Raw genomic sequence first — 16966 nt, forward strand, 5'->3', positions numbered from 1 at the left:
GCCAGAGCACTGCTCTGGCTTTTGTCTTTATGATTTACGCGCGTTTGGCTTTGATTCGGTAGTTGACGTCGGTCAGCTCCAGAGCCGTTTTAGCTTTACAAATACACGGCAATATTTCGTTGCTCTCGGTATAAGCCATCGCAAAACCAACATATTCGACTTCACCTGAAAGTAGGGTACAACGACATGCGCCACAGTGGCCGTCACGACAGTTGTACTCTGGATCTAACCCAGCTTGCTCCATGGTTTCCAGCAGCGTATTAGACGGGTTAGATTCAATGTTGACGATTTTGTTGATTTTGATGTTCGCCATTACAGTTCAAAACCTTCGAAGTCGTCTGAGCTAACTTCGTTATCGATCTGGCCGACAAGGTATGAACTGATTTCCGCTTCTTGTGGTGCTACCTGTACGTTGTCAGAAGACAACCAAGCATTGATCCATGGAATTGGGTTGCTGGTTGCACCTGGGTATGCTGGCTCAAGGCCAACCGCCTGCATACGGATGTTAGTGATGTATTCAACGTACTGGCACAGGATATCTTTGTTCAGACCGATCATTGAACCGTCTTTGAACAGGTAAGATGCCCACTCTTTTTCCTGCTCAGCAGCTTGCTTGAACAGATCGAAAGATTCTTGTTTACACTCTTCAGCAATTTGCAAGAATGCAAAATCATCCATACCGTTGCGTAGCAGGTTGACCATGTGCTGAGTACCGGTCAGGTGTAGTGCTTCATCACGCGCAATCAGTTTGATGATTTTCGCGTTACCTTCCATCAGTTCACGCTCAGCGAACGCGAATGAACATGCAAAGCTGACGTAGAAACGGATGGCTTCCAGCGCGTTGACAGACATCAGACACAGGTAAAGTTTCTTCTTCAGGTCATTCAGGTTAACAGTGACTGTTTCGCCGTTCAGCTCGTGCGTACCTTCACCAAAACGGTGGTAGTCGTTCGTAGCCTGAATCAGATCGTCATAGAAGTGTGCAATATCTTTTGCGCGCTTGATGATGTGCTCGTTCTCTACGATGTCATCAAACACAATCGCCGGATCGTTAACGATGTTACGGATGATGTGAGTATATGAACGAGAGTGAATGGTTTCTGAGAACGACCAAGTTTCAATCCAGGTTTCGACCTCTGGCAAAGAAACCAGCGGCAGCAGAGCCACGTTCGGGCTGCGACCCTGAATCGAATCCAGCAGAGTCTGATATTTCAGGTTCGAGATGAAAATATGCTTCTCGTGGTCTGGAAGCTTCGCGTAATCGATGCGGTCGCTGGATACGTCAACTTCTTCCGGACGCCAGAAGAAAGAAAGCTGTTTTTCAATCAGCTTTTCGAAAATTTCGTATTTCTGTTGGTCATAACGTGCCACGTTAACTGGCTGACCAAGGAACATAGGTTCTTTAAGTTGGTTATTCTTTTTTTGAGTAAAAGTACTGTAAGCCATTGTGCCTTCATCCGTTTGGCCCTTCGCGTGAGCGAAGGGCATGCAAATCATTAAGTGAAAGTTCGAATCTGATTAGATCTTACAAGCGCCGCCTGCACAATCGTCATCTGCTGGTTGAACCGCATCTTTCTGATCGTCTTTCGCACCATCACGAGTGTTATGGTAGTACAGCGTTTTCACACCAAACTTATACGCAGTGAGCAGGTCTTGAAGTAGTTTCTTCATCGGCACTTTGCCAGACTCGTATTGGCTTGGGTCATAGTTGGTGTTGGCAGAAATCGCTTGGTCAACGAATTTTTGCATGATACCAACCAGATGCAGATAACCATCGTTTGAACCGATGTTCCACAGTAGTTCGTAATTCTCTTTCAGACGAGTGAACTCAGGCACAACCTGCTTCAGGATACCGTCTTTAGACGCTTTTACTGATACGTAGCCGCGAGGTGGCTCAATACCGTTGGTCGCGTTAGAGATCTGAGAAGATGTCTCAGAAGGCATCAGCGCCGTCAGTGTTGAGTTACGCAGACCGTGTTCCATGATTTCCTGACGCAGTGCATCCCAGTCGTAGTGCAGCGGCTCTTCGCAGATCAGATCCAGGTCTTTCTTGTACGTATCAATTGGTAATAGGCCTTTCGCGTAGTTCGTTTCGTTGAACGCCGGGCACTTACCTTGTTCTTTCGCCAGATTCACAGACGCTTTCAATAGGTAGTACTGCATCGCTTCAAAAGTACGATGAGTCAGACCATTCGCGCTGCCATCTGAGTATTTCACGCCATGGCGCGCCAGGTAGTATGCGTAGTTGATCACGCCCACACCCAGAGTACGACGGTTCATGGTTGACTTACGTGCTGCTGGCAGCGGGTAGTCTTGGTAATCCAATAGCGCATCCAGAGCGCGAACAACCAGCTCAGCCAGCTCTTCGAAATCATCCAGTTTTTCAATCGCACCCAGGTTGAAAGCAGACAGAGTACACAGCGCGATTTCGCCGCTGTCGTCTTCTACGTTAACCAGAGGTTTGGTTGGCAGAGCGATTTCCAGACACAGGTTAGACTGACGCACTGGCGCTACACTCGCATCAAACGGGCTGTGCGTATTACAGTGGTCAACGTTCTGAATGTAGATACGACCAGTCGACGCGCGTTCTTGCATTAGAAGCGAGAAGATCTCAACTGCTTTAACAGTACGTTTCTTGATTGACGGATCGTTTTCATATTTCACGTACAGACGTTCAAATTCGTCCTGATCCTGGAAGAAAGCGTCGTACAATCCCGGAACGTCAGAAGGAGAGAACAGCGTGATGTTGCCACCTTCAACCAGACGTTTGTACATCAGTTTGTTCAGTTGAACACCGTAGTCCATGTGACGAACACGGTTCTCTTCAACGCCGCGGTTGTTTTTCAGAACCAGCAGAGATTCTGCTTCGCCGTGCCACAATGGGTAGAATACCGTTGCTGCACCGCCACGAACGCCGCCTTGTGAGCAACATTTAACGGCAGTCTGGAAGTACTTGTAGAATGGGATACAACCGGTGTGGAATGCTTCACCACCACGGATTTCAGAACCCAGCGCACGAATACGACCCGCGTTGATGCCGATACCAGCACGTTGAGAAACGTAGCGTACGATAGAGCTGGCAGTCGCGTTGATAGAATCCAGGCTGTCACCACATTCAATCAGTACACATGAACTGAACTGACGGGTAGGTGTACGTACACCAGACATGATTGGCGTTGGCAGCGAAATCTTGAATGTTGACGTCGCATCATAGAAACGCTTCACGTAATCCAGACGAGTCGCTTTCGGGTACTTAGCAAACAGGCAAGCCGCAACCAGAATGTACAGGAACTGTGCACTCTCATAGATCTGACCGGTTACACGGTTTTGTACGAAGTATTTACCTTCCAGCTGTTTAACAGCTGCGTAAGAGAAATCCAGATCACGGCGATGGTCGATGAAACTGTTCAGCAACTCAAATTCTTCGCGGGTGTAATCTTCTAGCAGGTGCTTATCGTACTTGCCTTTTTCCACCATCGCTGACACGTGATCGAGCAGCGTTGGCGGTTCATATTGACCATAAGCCTTTTTGCGCAGGTGGAATACAGCAAGGCGCGCAGCCAGGTATTGGTAATCAGGGGTCTCTTCGGAGATCAGATCTGCCGCAGACTTGATAATGGTTTCGTGAATATCTGACGTTGTAATGCCATCGTAGAACTGGATGTGAGCTCGAAGTTCTACTTGTGATACTGAGACGTTATCTAGGCCTTCAGCGGCCCACGCGATCACGCGATGGATCTTGTCCAGATCGATGTTTTCTTTGCGGCCATCACGCTTGGTGACAGTAAGTTGTTGGTTCATTCTGCTTTATTTCCCTAACAAAACTGATAAAAGCCGTGTTTTAGTGTAATTCTTGTAAAGTGAATCCCGGCTTTGTGATCAAGCTCGCCCTACATATAGTGTCCCAAACACTATATGTAGGGGTGCATCAGTGTTCGCATTACAAGATAGTGCTATCGAGGGGGTATTGCAAGTTACAGATCGGGGACAGTTTGTGGATAACTTGCGAATTTAAAAAAAACAGTTAGTAGCCACTCACTGATGATCAAAGGACAGAGTTGATTGTATAAAATCGACATTTCAATATTGCTTTTTTCATAACCATGATCGAAAAAAAAATTCTTGATCTTTAGGCAAAAATGCAACCTTGATTTCAATTGATTAAAGTGGAAGCTAGAGCACAAAAAATACGCTAAAAATCCGTGGCCTAGTGTGATATTTAAGCACCGATTTTTAGCGAATAATGCCCCTTAAAATAGACGCGTATGGATGATGTAATTGACGTCAACGTTTGCGCCCAGGCGGTATGTGTCAGTCAGTGGGTTGTAGAGTAACCCGGTGATCGCCTGTTCCTGTAGAGGAGTGGCATCAATCATCTTGAGTAGTTCAGAAGGACGAATGAATTTTTCGTGGTCGTGCGTGCCTTCCGGAACAATCTTCAGCAGCCTTTCCGCACCGACAATGGCAAACAGATAAGACTTAAAGTTGCGGTTAAGCGTGGAAAAGAAAACATGACCGCCTGGCTTTACCAGCGCCGCGCACGATTGAATAACGGAAAGTGGGTCTGGTACGTGTTCGAGCATTTCCATGCAGGTCACCACGTCGTATGCCTGAGCGTTGTCTTGTGCGTGATCTTCGATGGTGCTCTGAATGTAAGTCAGCTTGGTTCCTGTTTCCAGTGCATGCAGACGCGCCACTTCCAGCGGCTCTTTACCCATATCCAAGCCAGTCACTTGCGCACCTTCACGAGCCATGCTCTCGGCAAGGATGCCTCCGCCACAGCCAACATCCAGCACTTTTTTACCAAACAGTCCGTCAGCGCGTTCCAGCACATAGTTCAGACGCAGCGGGTTAATCTGATGTAGAGGTTTGAACTCACCTTCGAGATCCCACCAACGTGAGGCCATCTCTTCAAACTTCTTGATTTCATTTGGGTCGACGTTTTGCGGTTTGGTCATGCTATTCGTTGCCTGTGTTACGCATCCATGAATAAGGTGGCATTATAACGCCGTTGTCATTTCGCACCAGTTGTTATCTTTGAATCCCAAATGGATGAGCAAAAAATAACCTTTTATCAGTTGGATATGGGAGGAATGTGTAAATTCTCAGCACTTGATACACAACAAAGGTCACAACCTGATAAAAGGGGAGGGAAAGTGATGCCGAAGCTTGGAAACTTGTGTTATATTTTTTCACCTTATAAGTATCAATAATATTCAGGTGTTACAGCATAAAGTGATTCATGCGGAGATTAGCATGGGCTTTATGTTGTCTGGATATACCGATCAAACTATAGAGGGATAATGGCTCTATGAGCGATCTAGCTAAAGAGATCACGCCCGTAAACATTGAAGATGAGCTACGAGGTTCATACCTAGACTACGCGATGTCAGTTATCGTGGGTCGTGCTCTTCCAGATGTGCGTGATGGCCTAAAACCAGTTCACCGTCGCGTGCTGTTCGCGATGAACGTACTGGGTAACGATTGGAATAAACCATATAAAAAATCTGCCCGTGTGGTAGGTGACGTAATCGGTAAATATCACCCGCACGGTGATAGTGCGGTATACGATACGATTGTACGTATGGCGCAGCCGTTCTCGCTTCGCTACATGCTGGTCGATGGTCAAGGTAACTTTGGCTCGATCGACGGTGACTCCGCGGCGGCAATGCGTTACACCGAAGTACGTATGGCAAAAATTGCCCATGAGTTACTGGCGGACCTTGAAAAAGAAACCGTGGATTACGTACCGAACTATGACGGTACTGAACAGATCCCTGCGGTTCTTCCTACCAAAATTCCTAACCTGCTGGTTAACGGTGCCTCTGGTATCGCAGTCGGTATGGCAACCAACATTCCACCGCATAACTTGACGGAAGTGGTTGACGGTTGCTTGGCGTACATCGACAACGAAAACATCACGATTGATGAGTTGATGGATTACATTCCGGGCCCGGATTTCCCAACGGCTGCCATGATCAGTGGCCGTAAAGGCATCATCGATGCTTACAAAACCGGCCGCGGCAAGATTTACATGCGTTCAAAAGCTGAAATTGAGGCGGATAAGAACGGTAAAGAAACCATCATCGTGACCGAAATTCCTTATCAGGTGAACAAAGCCCGCCTGATCGAGAAGATTGCGGAACTGGTTAAAGACAAGAAAGTTGAAGGCATCAGTGCACTGCGCGACGAGTCAGATAAAGACGGTATGCGCATTGTTATCGAATGTAAGCGCGATGCAGTAGGCGAAGTGGTTCTGAACAACCTCTACGCAAACACTCAGCTTCAGACGACTTTCGGTATCAACATGGTAGCGCTGGACAATGGTCAGCCTAAACTGTTTAACCTGAAAGAAATGCTGAAGTGCTTCGTCGATCACCGCCGTGAAGTGGTGACTCGTCGTACAATTTTCGAACTGCGTAAAGCTCGTGAACGTGCTCATATCCTTGAAGGTTTGGCACTGGCACTGGCCAACATCGATGACATCATCGATCTGATCCGTAAAGCGCCAACTCCGGCTGAAGCGAAAGCTGGCCTGATTGCGCGTGGTTGGGATTTGGGTAATGTGGCAGCGATGCTTGAGCGTGCTGGCACCGATGCTGCTCGTCCAGAGTGGCTTGAGCCTCAATACGGTATTCGCGACGGTCAGTACTTCCTGACTGAGCAACAAGCGCAAGCTATTCTGGATCTGCGTCTGCACAAGCTGACCGGTCTGGAACACGAGAAGATTCTTGACGAATACAAACAGCTTCTGGAAGAGATCGCTGAACTGATGCACATTCTGGCAAGCACAGAACGTCTGATGGAAGTGATTCGTGAAGAGCTGGTTACTGTACGTGATAGTTACGGTGACGCTCGTCGCACTGAAATTACTGCGGCAAGCCATGATATCGATCTGGAAGAGCTGATCGCACGTGAAGATGTTGTGGTAACACTGTCTCACGAAGGTTACGTGAAATACCAGTTACTGAGCGATTACGAAGCTCAGCGTCGTGGTGGTAAAGGTAAGAGTGCGACTCGCATGAAAGATGAAGACTATATTGAACGTCTTCTGGTTGCGAACACGCACGATAATATCCTGTGCTTCTCGACTCGTGGTAAGACCTACCGTATGAAAGTTTACCAATTGCCATTAGCAAGCCGTACCGCTCGTGGTAAGCCGATTGTGAACCTGCTTCCGTTGGAAGAAAACGAGCGCATCACGGCGATTCTGCCAGTGACCGAGTTCAGTGACGACAAGTTCATATTTATGGCAACCGGCGACGGTACTGTGAAGAAAACGTCTCTGGATCAGTTCGCAAACGTTCGTTCTAACGGTCTGATTGCGTTGAACCTGCGTGACGAAGACTCGCTGATCGGTGTAGATATCACTGATGGCGAAAGCGAAATTATGCTGTTCTCTAAATTCGGCAAAGTAGTTCGCTTCAAAGAATCAGAAGAAACTACAGTTGTGGATGAAAATGGTCAACCTGTACTGGATGAAAATGGCCAGCCAGAGATCAAGTTCAAAGGCGTAAGACCTATGGGTCGTACTGCAGCTGGTGTTCGAGGTATGAAACTGGCTGATGGCGACCAAGTGGTATCGCTAATCGTACCGAAGACCGATGGTGATGTACTCACCGTAACAGAAAATGGTTATGGTAAGCGCACCAGCTTGTCTGAATACCCAACGAAGGGCCGTGGTACTCAGGGCGTGGTTTCGATCAAAGTCTCTGAGCGTAACGGCAGCGTAGTGGGTGCGGTTCAGGTTGACGAAGGTGATGAGTTCATGATGATCACCAATGCAGGCACACTGGTACGTACTCGTGTGGCTGAAGTTAGCCACGTTGGTCGTAACACCCAAGGTGTAACGCTAATCCGTACTGCAGAAGATGAGCAAGTAGTTGGTTTGCAGCGTATCGAAGAGATTGAAGAATCTGAATTCTTAGAAGAGGAAGGTTCGGAAATCGTAAACGAAGGCAGTGAAGTACCAGAAGCATCCTCTGAAACACCAGAGACATCATCTGAAAGTGACACAGAAGAATAATTCTTCTTAAAAGAAAAGCCGGGTTAATACCCGGCTTTTTTGTATCTTAACTCTTTTAATAGTTGAGTACTCAACTGGGTTAATAAACTTTGTTATTACAGATGATCGATTAAATGCGGATGAATCCGTAAATAAAAATTGATGATCGTCAATTTTGAAACTCGATCGAATAAATAAGCTAGCTATCTATAAGCGCGATTGTATAAGCGGACGGCGTTATGAAACCGACAAGTGACTCAAGACTTTCAGATGGTTATGTTGAGATATTACTGTTTTTGGGCATGTTTAATTAAATAACGAATTAACAGAATAGTGAGAGAAATAGAAAGAAAGGATCCAAATAAATAAGATCAAATAAAGAGTGTATGATCACTTATATAATCCTGCCTCAATTTAAACTTTAGAAAAATTAGTGTGACAATTATTCCAATAATTAAATTTAACTGACACCAATTTGATTTAAATGATATTATTCCGTTAGAACAAATAATAATCAGTAGGAAAAGGCAGTGGACTATTCAGTGATTACACAACTTAAGAAGGACTTTTACGCACAAATCAGTGCGCTTCAGTCGTGCTCTCTGCCACAAACCAAACCCACATTATCTATTTTGACAGCGGAAGAGCTTAAAGAGCTTGAACAAGTGTGGGTAGAACTCACGGTGTGGAAGAAAACGCAAAGCCATTAATCTACTGATTCTCTGAGAAATTCTGTAAACCCAGCTTGCTCAACATTAGGCTGGGTTTTTTATTGCGCATTTTCTAAATTGTTATAGTATAACAATTCGAGTGATTTTGTGATCTTTTCGTTGAAAAGTGGGGTATCAGTCCCCATAGTAAAGTCACAAGTAAGGTATAAGAATGCATACAATAACCAGCATGCATCCAGTAATGAATCAGGTGAGTGCAGATATGGCGGAAGTAAGAGCCAGAGTTGATTTAAAAGTAGGTGCGAAAAGCAACATTGATGCAGAAATCCTTTCCTTTAAAGGATTGAAGACCGATAAAGAGCACGTCGCCGTCATTTTCAAGTCAGCAGATAAAACCCAGGAAATCCCATTAGTGCGTATGCACTCTGAATGTCTGACCGGTGATGTGTTCCACTCATCGCGTTGTGACTGTGGCGAGCAACTGGAAGAAACCATTACGAAAATGGGCGAACATGGTGGGATCATTCTGTATCTTCGCCAAGAAGGCCGCGGCATTGGCCTGTACAATAAGATTGATGCATACCGACTACAAAGTCAGGGCATGAATACTTACGAAGCCAATAACCATTTAGGCTTTGGTGATGATCTGCGTGATTTCACTGAAGCGGCTCAAATGCTCAAAGCGCTCAACGTGACTAAGATTCGTTTGGTGACTAACAACCCGAAAAAGATCCGCGAACTTAAAGAGCACGGCATCGAAATTGTTGAGGTAGTGCACACCGCTGCGCACATCAAATCTGGCAACGAGAACTACCTGAAAGCAAAAGTCTCTCACGGTAAACATCAGCTTAAACTTTAAGCTATTTCCTTAAATCGTTGATAAAAGCCTCACTTCGGTGAGGTTTTTTTCGTTACATCTTGCAAAAAAAATGTAAATTTGTATTATCGCGGCTAAAAGTGCAAATGATAATAATTAGCACTAGCAATGAATAAACGCTCAACAAGGATGCTTAAATGAAAGTTAAGTCACTTTTAGTCCAATCTATTGCCGCTTCACTGGCAGTTGCCAGCGGTGCAAGCTTTGCAGCAGTCACTCAGGATCAGGTTGTCGCTCATTATGCTGACATCGGTCATGCGGTGTTCTCTGACTCTCTGACCACAGCGAAAAACCTAGAAAAGTCTGTCGACGCATTTTTGGCTGCACCTTCCGATGCCAAACTACAGCAAGTCAAACAAGCATGGTTGGCGGCTCGCGTCCCTTACCAACAATCTGAAGTTTTCCGTTTTGGTAACGCCGTTGTCGACGATTGGGAAGGACAGCTGAATGCATGGCCTCTGGATGAAGGTTTGATTGACTACGTTTCTGACGATTACCAATACGAACTGGGGAACGAAGGCGCAAGCGCAAACATCGTGGCAAACAAGTCTCTGACCATTGGTGCAACCACGATTGATGCTTCAACTATTACGCCTGAGCTTATTGCGAGCCTGAATGAAGTGGGCGGTTCAGAAGCGAACGTTGCGTCGGGCTACCACGCGATCGAATTCCTGCTTTGGGGCCAAGATCTGCACGGTACTCAACCTGGTGCGGGTGAGCGTCCATACACCGACTACGTTCAGGGCGAGGCATGTACGCACGGTAACTGTGACCGTCGCGCTCAATACCTGAAAGCATCGGTACAACTGCTGGTTCAAGATCTGGAATGGATGGAAAAACAGTGGTCTGACAAAGAGAAAGGCAACTACCGCGAACAACTGCTTGCTGATTCTGCGCAAAACGGTCTGCGTAAGATGATGTTTGGTATGGGTTCACTGTCATTGGGTGAACTGGCTGGTGAGCGCATGAAAGTGGCCCTGGAAGCCAACTCAACAGAAGATGAGCACGATTGTTTCTCTGACAACACACACAACTCACATTTCTATGATGAGCAAGGTATCTACAATATCTACACTGGTACGTACACTCGCGCAGACGGTTCAACTCTGACCGGAGCTTCTATCTATGATCTCGTTGCACAGAAAGATGACGTTGCAGCAAAAGAAATCATGAAACAATTCGATGCAGCACGCGCACAAGTGGGTGAACTGGTGAACTCCGCAGAGAAAAACAATCAGCATTTCGACCAACTGATTGCGGCAGACAACAAAGAAGGCAATGCTCTGGTAAACAAAGCGATCATGTCTCTGGTTGCTCAAACTGCATCGATTGAACGTGCGGCGAACGTTATCGGTATTGATAACCTGAACCCAGATACTGCTGATCACGAATTCTAAAAATAGATCTTATGAGCCCTGTTTACAGGGCTCTTTTTACCCAATCATCAGCGTGTCAAAAAGAGAATTTTTGTCATGTACGGCGATTGGGTTTCTTGCTTTTTATTACACGAGAAGAATGGAATGAAGTTGTATTACTCCGCGCTCCTTCTTGGCTTGATTTCCACACAAGGACTCGCTGGTGAGGTCAAATCTGGCGGAGCAACCAGTACGACCAAAAATGGTCAGAACGCGTATTCAATGCCAGCCTCTAACTTACCCATGTCCAAGCGTCTGGATTTCAGTGTCGGTAACAGTTTTTTCCGTAACCCTTGGGTGGCGGCACCTTCGTCAACAGAAGCCCGTGACGGTTTAGGGCCGCTTTTCAACACCAACGGTTGTCAGAACTGCCACATCAAAGATGGTCGCGGCCATCCGCCCGAAGAGAACGACACTCAAGCCGTTTCAATGCTGGTGCGTATGAGTATTCCGGCAACGACTCAAGCAGATCGCGCCATTTACGAAAAAGAAGGTGTAGTGCCAGAACCAACGTATGGGGCTCAGTTGCAAGATTTCGCTTTGCTAGGCAAAAAGCCGGAAGGTCAGATTCACATTACTTATGATGAAGTCGCGGTGCACTTTGCCGATGGTACGCCCGTGATGCTGAGAAAACCTAACCTTTCCATCGTAGGCTTGGCGTATGGTCCGCTGCACCCGAACACTCAGCTGTCGGCACGCGTGGCTCCTCCTATGATTGGATTGGGTTTGTTGGAAAGCATTCCTGAATCTACGCTGATGGGCTGGGCTGACGAACAGGATAAGAACCACGACGGCATTTCCGGTAAACTCAACCGGGTTTGGGATGTTGAAGCTGAGAAAACCGTCATCGGCCGATTCGGTTGGAAAGCTGGTCAGCCTTCTCTGATGCAACAAAATGCAGCCGCATTTAACGGTGACATTGGTTTAACCAGTCGTCTGTTTCCACAGGAAAACTGTACAGCGAGCCAGACATTGTGCGACAGTCTGCCCAATGGCGGCTCACCGGAAGTAAGCGATAACATTCTCGATTTTGTTGAGTTCTATTCACAACACTTGGCGGTTCCTGTAAGACGTAATGTCGATGATCCGCAAGTGATGCAGGGCGAGCAGTTGTTTACTGAGAGTGGTTGCGTTGCTTGCCATAAAACCAATGTAATTACGGCCAAGCGAGAGCATCTTCCCGCGCTTTCAGAGCAGACGATTCATCCTTATACGGATCTGCTGTTGCATGATATGGGCGAAGGGCTGAGTGATGGTCGGCCAGAGGCATTGGCGAGCGCTGAGGAGTGGCGGACTCCACCGCTGTGGGGTATCGGGTATACGCAGGAAGTCAACGGACATACCTATTATCTGCATGACGGACGAGCGCGAAATGTAATGGAAGCGGTATTGTGGCATGGTGGTGAAGCGAAAAAATCGCGTGACCGTGTGCTGCAATTTGATCAACAACAGCGTGAAGCGCTGATCGCATTTTTGAATTCTTTGTAGGTGTGAGAATGACGTTTAAATCATTGACGCCAGTCGCTTTAGCGCTGGTTTTGTCGGCGTGTCAGAGTACCGGAATGTCTGACTCAAAGGCGGAGCAGACCAACCATGTCAGCCAGCCAGTTTATGTTTTGGAATACCAGTCGGCTGCACGTTTTAAGGCCGAATCAGACAATCTGGCTCTCGCGTTCAGCCGTTATTGCGAGCAGGCTGATCTGGATACGGATAAGTTGAAAACGCAGTGGCATCAAACCATGACTGCATGGATGGCATTGCAAGGTCAGGAGCGTGGCCCGGCGGCAGCGCTCGAACAAAGCTGGAATGTACAATTCTGGCCAGATAAAAAGAACACCACGGGTCGTAAGATGGCTTCTTTAGTGCATCAGGACCGAGAGTGGACGGCAGAGCAGATTGCGCAGCAAAGTGTAACAGTGCAAGGCCTAGGCGCACTGGAATGGATGTTGTACGATCCTAAATCACCGCTGACGTCAGCGCCGAAATCTGCCTGTCAGTCAGCTCTGGGTATCAGCCAGAACCTGGCCGATAAAGCGGCGTTGATTGAATCCGCTTGGCAACAAAATCCTTGGAAAACAATGGATGACGCGACCTGGGAATCGGAGTACGTTGCATTGCTGTCGAATCAGCTAGAGCACGCGATGTCAAAAATGACACGCCCGCTGGCTAATGTTGGTCAGCCACGTCCTTACTTCTCTGAATCCTGGCGTTCTAAAACGTCCATGCTGAACCTGAAAGCAAACGTGGAAGCGATGCAGGCGCTTTATCTGGCAAGCCTGGATGGGCAACTTCGTGAGCGCAATCTGGTTGAACTGGCTGATCGAGTTAAAACTCAATACGCGAATCTGGTTGACACCTGGCCAGCGGAACCAAGCCTGTTTGACATGCTGCAGACTAAAGAGGGTTACCGTGATGCCCTGTCTCAGTACAACAAACTGGATCAACTGAAATACCTGCTGCATGAAGAAGTAGCAGTGGCTCTGGGCGTAGTATTAGGATTTAACTCTAGCGATGGTGACTGATCAAACTCGTCGCTCGCTACTCAAAGCAGCTTTGTTTGGCGCGTGTGCGCCAATGCTGCCTTTTGGCTGTGCGAGCCAGCCTAGCCAACAACCCGCTCTGATTGGTTGTGCGATTAAAAATCGCAATCAGTTCAGTGCGGTCATTGCCAACAGTCAGGGTGAAGCCATCAGCCAGTTGCCCCTGCCGGGACGTGGTCATGGCGTGGCCATTCATCCGAAGCTGACTCAGGCGGTGGCCTTTGGTCGTCGTCCGGGTGAGTTTCTGATGGTGTTTGATTATCACACCAGCGAGATGATTCTATTGCGTCCGGCTGACGATAATCGTCACTACTACGGCCATGGTGTGTATTCCAATGATGGCCAGTGGTTGTATGCGACGGAAGGTGAACGCGGTACCAGTCGCGGTATTATCGGCGTGTATGACGTAGCTCATCAATACCAGAAAGTGGCAGAACTGACCGGTTTCGGTATTGGTCCGCATGAAGTCATCGTGATGCCGGATGACACGTTGGTGATCGGCGTAGGCGGCGTTCATACCAATGGCCGTGAGCCGCTCAACATTGCAACAATGAAACCGAGCCTGACGTACCTCTCAGCGGAAGGCGTGATTCTTGAACAGGTGTCACTGCCGGATCATCACCTCAGTATTCGCCATTTAGCACATGATGGCAGCGAAACGGTGCTTTGCGGTCAGCAATATCGCGGCAAACCGGAAGATTACCCATCGCTGGTCGCAATGCATACGCGTGGTGGCGAAATGATTCCACTACTGGCCGAGCCAGAACAGTGGGCGCGTTTTAACCACTACATTGCGAGTATTGCCGCAACGGATAAATGGATTCTGGCGACGTCTCCCGTCGGCAACTGTTACGGTATCTGGTCGAAACAAACGCGCGAATTGGTTGAATTGTCGGCATTGCCGGATGCGTCAGGTGTCGTCGTCCATGGCGACCGTTTTCAGGTCAGTTCTGGGTCGGCACTGGTGGTAACCAGTGAGTACCCGCAGCCTGCGCAGCAAAACGTCACCAATGTGCAGTGGGATAACCACTGGTCGGCAATCATCTGACATCACGTCGCTGTATTTGTCCAAAGCACAGTTCTGACACATTGATGAACTAACATATGCCCATTTCTTTTGCCATACTTAGTGTACTGGCGAGTGATTTGGGCATTGTTATATGAACCGTAGTCGTATTGTTGTTTTCTTTTTGATTCTTCTCAGTTTTCCTTTAGCAGCTTCTCCTTACTTCGCCAATCTTGGCTGGCTGGATAGCCGCTCCTCGGTGACTCCTCTGCTTCAATATCCAGAGCAGATCGAACGCATCTATCACGAAAACAACGATCAGCTCATCTGGAGTGATTTGGCCACTCAGCAACATTTTGAGCAACAGCTGGACTTGATTCGGCGCGCCAACATCAGCCCGCTGTTTGAACGCCAGTATCATGCGCTTGCGCAGTATCGTGAAGCGGGTGAGTGGTTCGAATATGACTTACTGGCCACCGACACTCTGCTGCTCTATCTCAGCTATGCTGAGCGGGCGCCGAGCGAAGGGATGGAGTGGTTTTTTGATGGCAGTCTGAATCATACATTACCGGCGCCGAGTGAAAAGGCGCAGCTGGCTTTGCACATTGCAATCGGCTTGCAAGGTATTATCGACCTGATTGATCAATATACACCGAGCGATCCTGCGTACCATCAGTTGGTGAATGCCTATCGATATCTCAACCAGTTGGAACTGCACCATTTGCCGGTCTATGTTCAGGCTGGTCTGAAAAAACAAGGTGATAAGCTGGATGACCGTTCGACGCTGGTTCAGCGCTTAGCTCTGGTCAATATCGACGTGACAGGAATAAGTGACAATGTCACGTGGTATGACAAATCGCTGGTGGCCCCGATTAAGCAGTTTCAGAAGATGCATGGCTTAAAGTCCGATGGCATTATTGGTCCCAATACGCTGAAATGGCTGAATATGAAGGTTCCCGACCGTCTGGCGTTGCTTGCTCTGAACGCTGAACGTATGCGTTTGTGGAGTACTAATGATGACACGGTTATCGTCGTTAACGTACCTGGGTTTAACCTCAAATATTGGTATTCCGGTAAACCTGTTTTTCAGTCCAAGGTCGTGGTGGGCCGGATATCGCGCCCGACGCCCGTTATGACCACGCGTCTCGACTCATTGATTCTGAACCCAACCTGGAACGTGCCACACAAAATCATGGTGGAAGACATATTACCGATCACCAAGCGTGACCACACCTACCTGACTCGCCACCATATCGATATTCTTGAAAGCTGGCAGTCTGAGCAAACGCTGGATCCGGAAAAAATCGACTGGAAGAGTGTCAACCCGAAAACATTCCCTTACCGAATGCGGCAACAGTCCGGCAATCAGAATGCGTTGGGGCTTTACAAATTCAACACGCCGAACAAGCGGGCCATCTATCTGCATGACACTCCGAGTAAACATCTGTTCGACAACCCAACCCGAGCCTTTAGCTCAGGTTGCATCCGGGTTGAACATGCCGATCAATTCGCAACGACTTTGCTGGAAACGCAAGGTATTAACAACGTAGATCTTATCCCTGCCAACGAACGCTCAAACCGTTCAATTCCTTTGAAAAAGCGCATTCCGGTGCACATCATTTATCAAACCGTATGGTATGAAGAGGGCGAATTACACTATCGGGACGACATTTACCGCCTAGACCGGATAAAAGAGAACAATGGGTGATGCATCTCTAAATTTGCTAAAAAATGACACAAGAAAAATTTCTTTTCTGCTCAATTAGTAAGCTATTTATCTGACAAAATGTGACCGATTCAGCACAAATTATGCATTTGATCTTGGACAAGGAGTCCGGTAGTTTGCCGGATTGTAGAGATCAAATTCCGTAAATAAAAAGGTGTTGTTTTGAGTCTGTCACGTCGAGATTTTCTTAAGTTTGCCGGTTCCGGCTTGGTGGTCGCAGCCTGTGCACCAGGTATTGCGCATGCATCATATCCCGATAAACGTCGTGTTTTGGCAATGAATAACCTACATACCGGTGAAACGTTAGAAACTTGTTATTTTAATGGTCAGCGTTATGTTCGTTCTGAGTTGCAGCGTCTGAATCACATCTGCCGTGATTTCCGCCAGAATGAAGTGCACCCGATGGACAAAAAATTGTTCGATCAAATCACCCGTATTCAAGCTGCGTTAGGCACCGACGCAGAAGTGCAGATCATTTCCGGTTATCGTTCACCGACGACGAATGCCATGCTACGCAACAAATCTTCGGGTGTTGCCAAGAAGAGTTTCCATATGCTGGGTCAAGCCATCGATTTTCGTTTGGAAGGTGTCTCGCTCAAGCAGGTTCACGAAGCGGCGCTCAGCCTCAAGGCTGGCGGCGTAGGGTACTATCCCAAGAGTCAATTCGTTCACATTGATACCGGCCCGGTTCGCCAGTGGCAAGGTGCCTAGCTTGTCAAAATGAGA

13 protein-coding genes are annotated in these 16966 nt (G+C 47.6%); 9 read left to right on the forward strand and 4 right to left on the reverse strand.

The features are described from left to right. Nucleotides 1-34: 34 nt before the first annotated feature. The 4 genes from yfaE to ubiG all read right to left on the reverse strand — a co-directional run bounded on the left by yfaE (nt 35) and on the right by ubiG (nt 4958). Nucleotides 35-313: a class I ribonucleotide reductase maintenance protein YfaE gene (gene yfaE / locus DYA43_RS06350; RefSeq protein ID WP_020330372.1), complete on the reverse strand. Its 279-nt coding sequence runs from the start codon at nt 311-313 to the stop codon at nt 35-37. After that, nucleotides 313-1446: a class Ia ribonucleoside-diphosphate reductase subunit beta gene (gene nrdB / locus DYA43_RS06355; protein WP_020330373.1), complete on the reverse strand. Its 1134-nt coding sequence runs from the start codon at nt 1444-1446 to the stop codon at nt 313-315. Before nrdB ends, yfaE begins: the two co-directional genes overlap by 1 nt. A gap of 72 nt (nt 1447-1518) precedes the next feature. Continuing rightward, on the reverse strand, nt 1519-3801 hold the full coding sequence (nrdA, locus tag DYA43_RS06360; RefSeq protein WP_020428565.1) for a class 1a ribonucleoside-diphosphate reductase subunit alpha: 2283 nt from the start codon (nt 3799-3801) through the stop codon (nt 1519-1521). Between the two features lie 449 nt (nt 3802-4250). Beyond that, nucleotides 4251-4958: a bifunctional 2-polyprenyl-6-hydroxyphenol methylase/3-demethylubiquinol 3-O-methyltransferase UbiG gene (gene ubiG / locus DYA43_RS06365; protein WP_061056459.1), complete on the reverse strand. Its 708-nt coding sequence runs from the start codon at nt 4956-4958 to the stop codon at nt 4251-4253. A gap of 353 nt (nt 4959-5311) precedes the next feature. Here ubiG and gyrA point away from each other — a divergent pair, with 353 nt between their 5' ends. The 9 genes from gyrA to mepK all read left to right on the forward strand — a co-directional run bounded on the left by gyrA (nt 5312) and on the right by mepK (nt 16951). Next, nucleotides 5312-8026: a DNA topoisomerase (ATP-hydrolyzing) subunit A gene (gene gyrA, locus DYA43_RS06370; RefSeq protein WP_061056460.1), complete on the forward strand. Its 2715-nt coding sequence runs from the start codon at nt 5312-5314 to the stop codon at nt 8024-8026. A gap of 509 nt (nt 8027-8535) precedes the next feature. Next, nucleotides 8536-8715: a hypothetical protein gene (locus DYA43_RS06375; RefSeq protein WP_020330379.1), complete on the forward strand. Its 180-nt coding sequence runs from the start codon at nt 8536-8538 to the stop codon at nt 8713-8715. Nucleotides 8716-8887: 172 nt separating this feature from the next. Then, a complete protein-coding gene (locus DYA43_RS06380) occupies nt 8888-9535 on the forward strand; it encodes a GTP cyclohydrolase II (protein WP_020330380.1) in 648 nt (215 codons plus the stop codon). 155 nt (nt 9536-9690) lie between these two features. Then, on the forward strand, nt 9691-10950 hold the full coding sequence (locus DYA43_RS06385; RefSeq protein ID WP_020428561.1) for an imelysin family protein: 1260 nt from the start codon (nt 9691-9693) through the stop codon (nt 10948-10950). Between the two features lie 123 nt (nt 10951-11073). Continuing rightward, nucleotides 11074-12456 carry a di-heme oxidoreductase family protein gene (locus DYA43_RS06390; RefSeq protein ID WP_061056461.1) on the forward strand — a complete coding sequence of 461 codons (1383 nt, stop codon included), beginning with the start codon at nt 11074-11076 and terminating at the stop codon, nt 12454-12456. An 8-nt stretch (nt 12457-12464) separates the two neighbouring features. Further along, nucleotides 12465-13490: an imelysin family protein gene (locus DYA43_RS06395; protein ID WP_020330383.1), complete on the forward strand. Its 1026-nt coding sequence runs from the start codon at nt 12465-12467 to the stop codon at nt 13488-13490. Further along, nucleotides 13480-14556 (forward strand): DUF1513 domain-containing protein, encoded by a 1077-nt coding sequence (locus DYA43_RS06400; RefSeq protein ID WP_061056462.1) that lies wholly within the window; start codon nt 13480-13482, stop codon nt 14554-14556. Before DYA43_RS06395 ends, DYA43_RS06400 begins: the two co-directional genes overlap by 11 nt. Before the next feature lie 112 nt (nt 14557-14668). After that, the gene (locus DYA43_RS06405) at nt 14669-16222 is read left to right on the forward strand and encodes a L,D-transpeptidase family protein (protein WP_061056463.1); all 1554 of its coding nucleotides are present in this window, start codon (nt 14669-14671) and stop codon (nt 16220-16222) included. A 180-nt stretch (nt 16223-16402) separates the two neighbouring features. Next, nucleotides 16403-16951 (forward strand): peptidoglycan L,D-endopeptidase MepK, encoded by a 549-nt coding sequence (mepK, locus tag DYA43_RS06410; protein WP_020428554.1) that lies wholly within the window; start codon nt 16403-16405, stop codon nt 16949-16951. The last annotated feature ends 15 nt before the right edge of the window (nt 16952-16966 follow it).

Source organism: Vibrio fluvialis (assembly GCF_900460245.1).
GTDB lineage: Bacteria > Pseudomonadota > Gammaproteobacteria > Enterobacterales > Vibrionaceae > Vibrio > Vibrio fluvialis.

Excerpts from the sequence above, each read along its gene's own strand:
- yfaE (WP_020330372.1), bottom strand. The coding sequence starts at position 313 with ATGGCGAACATCAAAATCAACAAAATCGTCAACATTGAATCTAACCCG.
- nrdB (WP_020330373.1), bottom strand. The coding sequence starts at position 1,446 with ATGGCTTACAGTACTTTTACTCAAAAAAAGAATAACCAACTTAAAGAA.
- nrdA (WP_020428565.1), bottom strand. The coding sequence starts at position 3,801 with ATGAACCAACAACTTACTGTCACCAAGCGTGATGGCCGCAAAGAAAAC.
- ubiG (WP_061056459.1), bottom strand. The coding sequence starts at position 4,958 with ATGACCAAACCGCAAAACGTCGACCCAAATGAAATCAAGAAGTTTGAA.
- gyrA (WP_061056460.1), top strand. The coding sequence starts at position 5,312 with ATGAGCGATCTAGCTAAAGAGATCACGCCCGTAAACATTGAAGATGAG.
- DYA43_RS06380 (WP_020330380.1), top strand. The coding sequence starts at position 8,888 with ATGCATACAATAACCAGCATGCATCCAGTAATGAATCAGGTGAGTGCA.
- DYA43_RS06385 (WP_020428561.1), top strand. The coding sequence starts at position 9,691 with ATGAAAGTTAAGTCACTTTTAGTCCAATCTATTGCCGCTTCACTGGCA.
- DYA43_RS06390 (WP_061056461.1), top strand. The coding sequence starts at position 11,074 with ATGAAGTTGTATTACTCCGCGCTCCTTCTTGGCTTGATTTCCACACAA.
- DYA43_RS06395 (WP_020330383.1), top strand. The coding sequence starts at position 12,465 with ATGACGTTTAAATCATTGACGCCAGTCGCTTTAGCGCTGGTTTTGTCG.
- DYA43_RS06400 (WP_061056462.1), top strand. The coding sequence starts at position 13,480 with ATGGTGACTGATCAAACTCGTCGCTCGCTACTCAAAGCAGCTTTGTTT.
- DYA43_RS06405 (WP_061056463.1), top strand. The coding sequence starts at position 14,669 with ATGAACCGTAGTCGTATTGTTGTTTTCTTTTTGATTCTTCTCAGTTTT.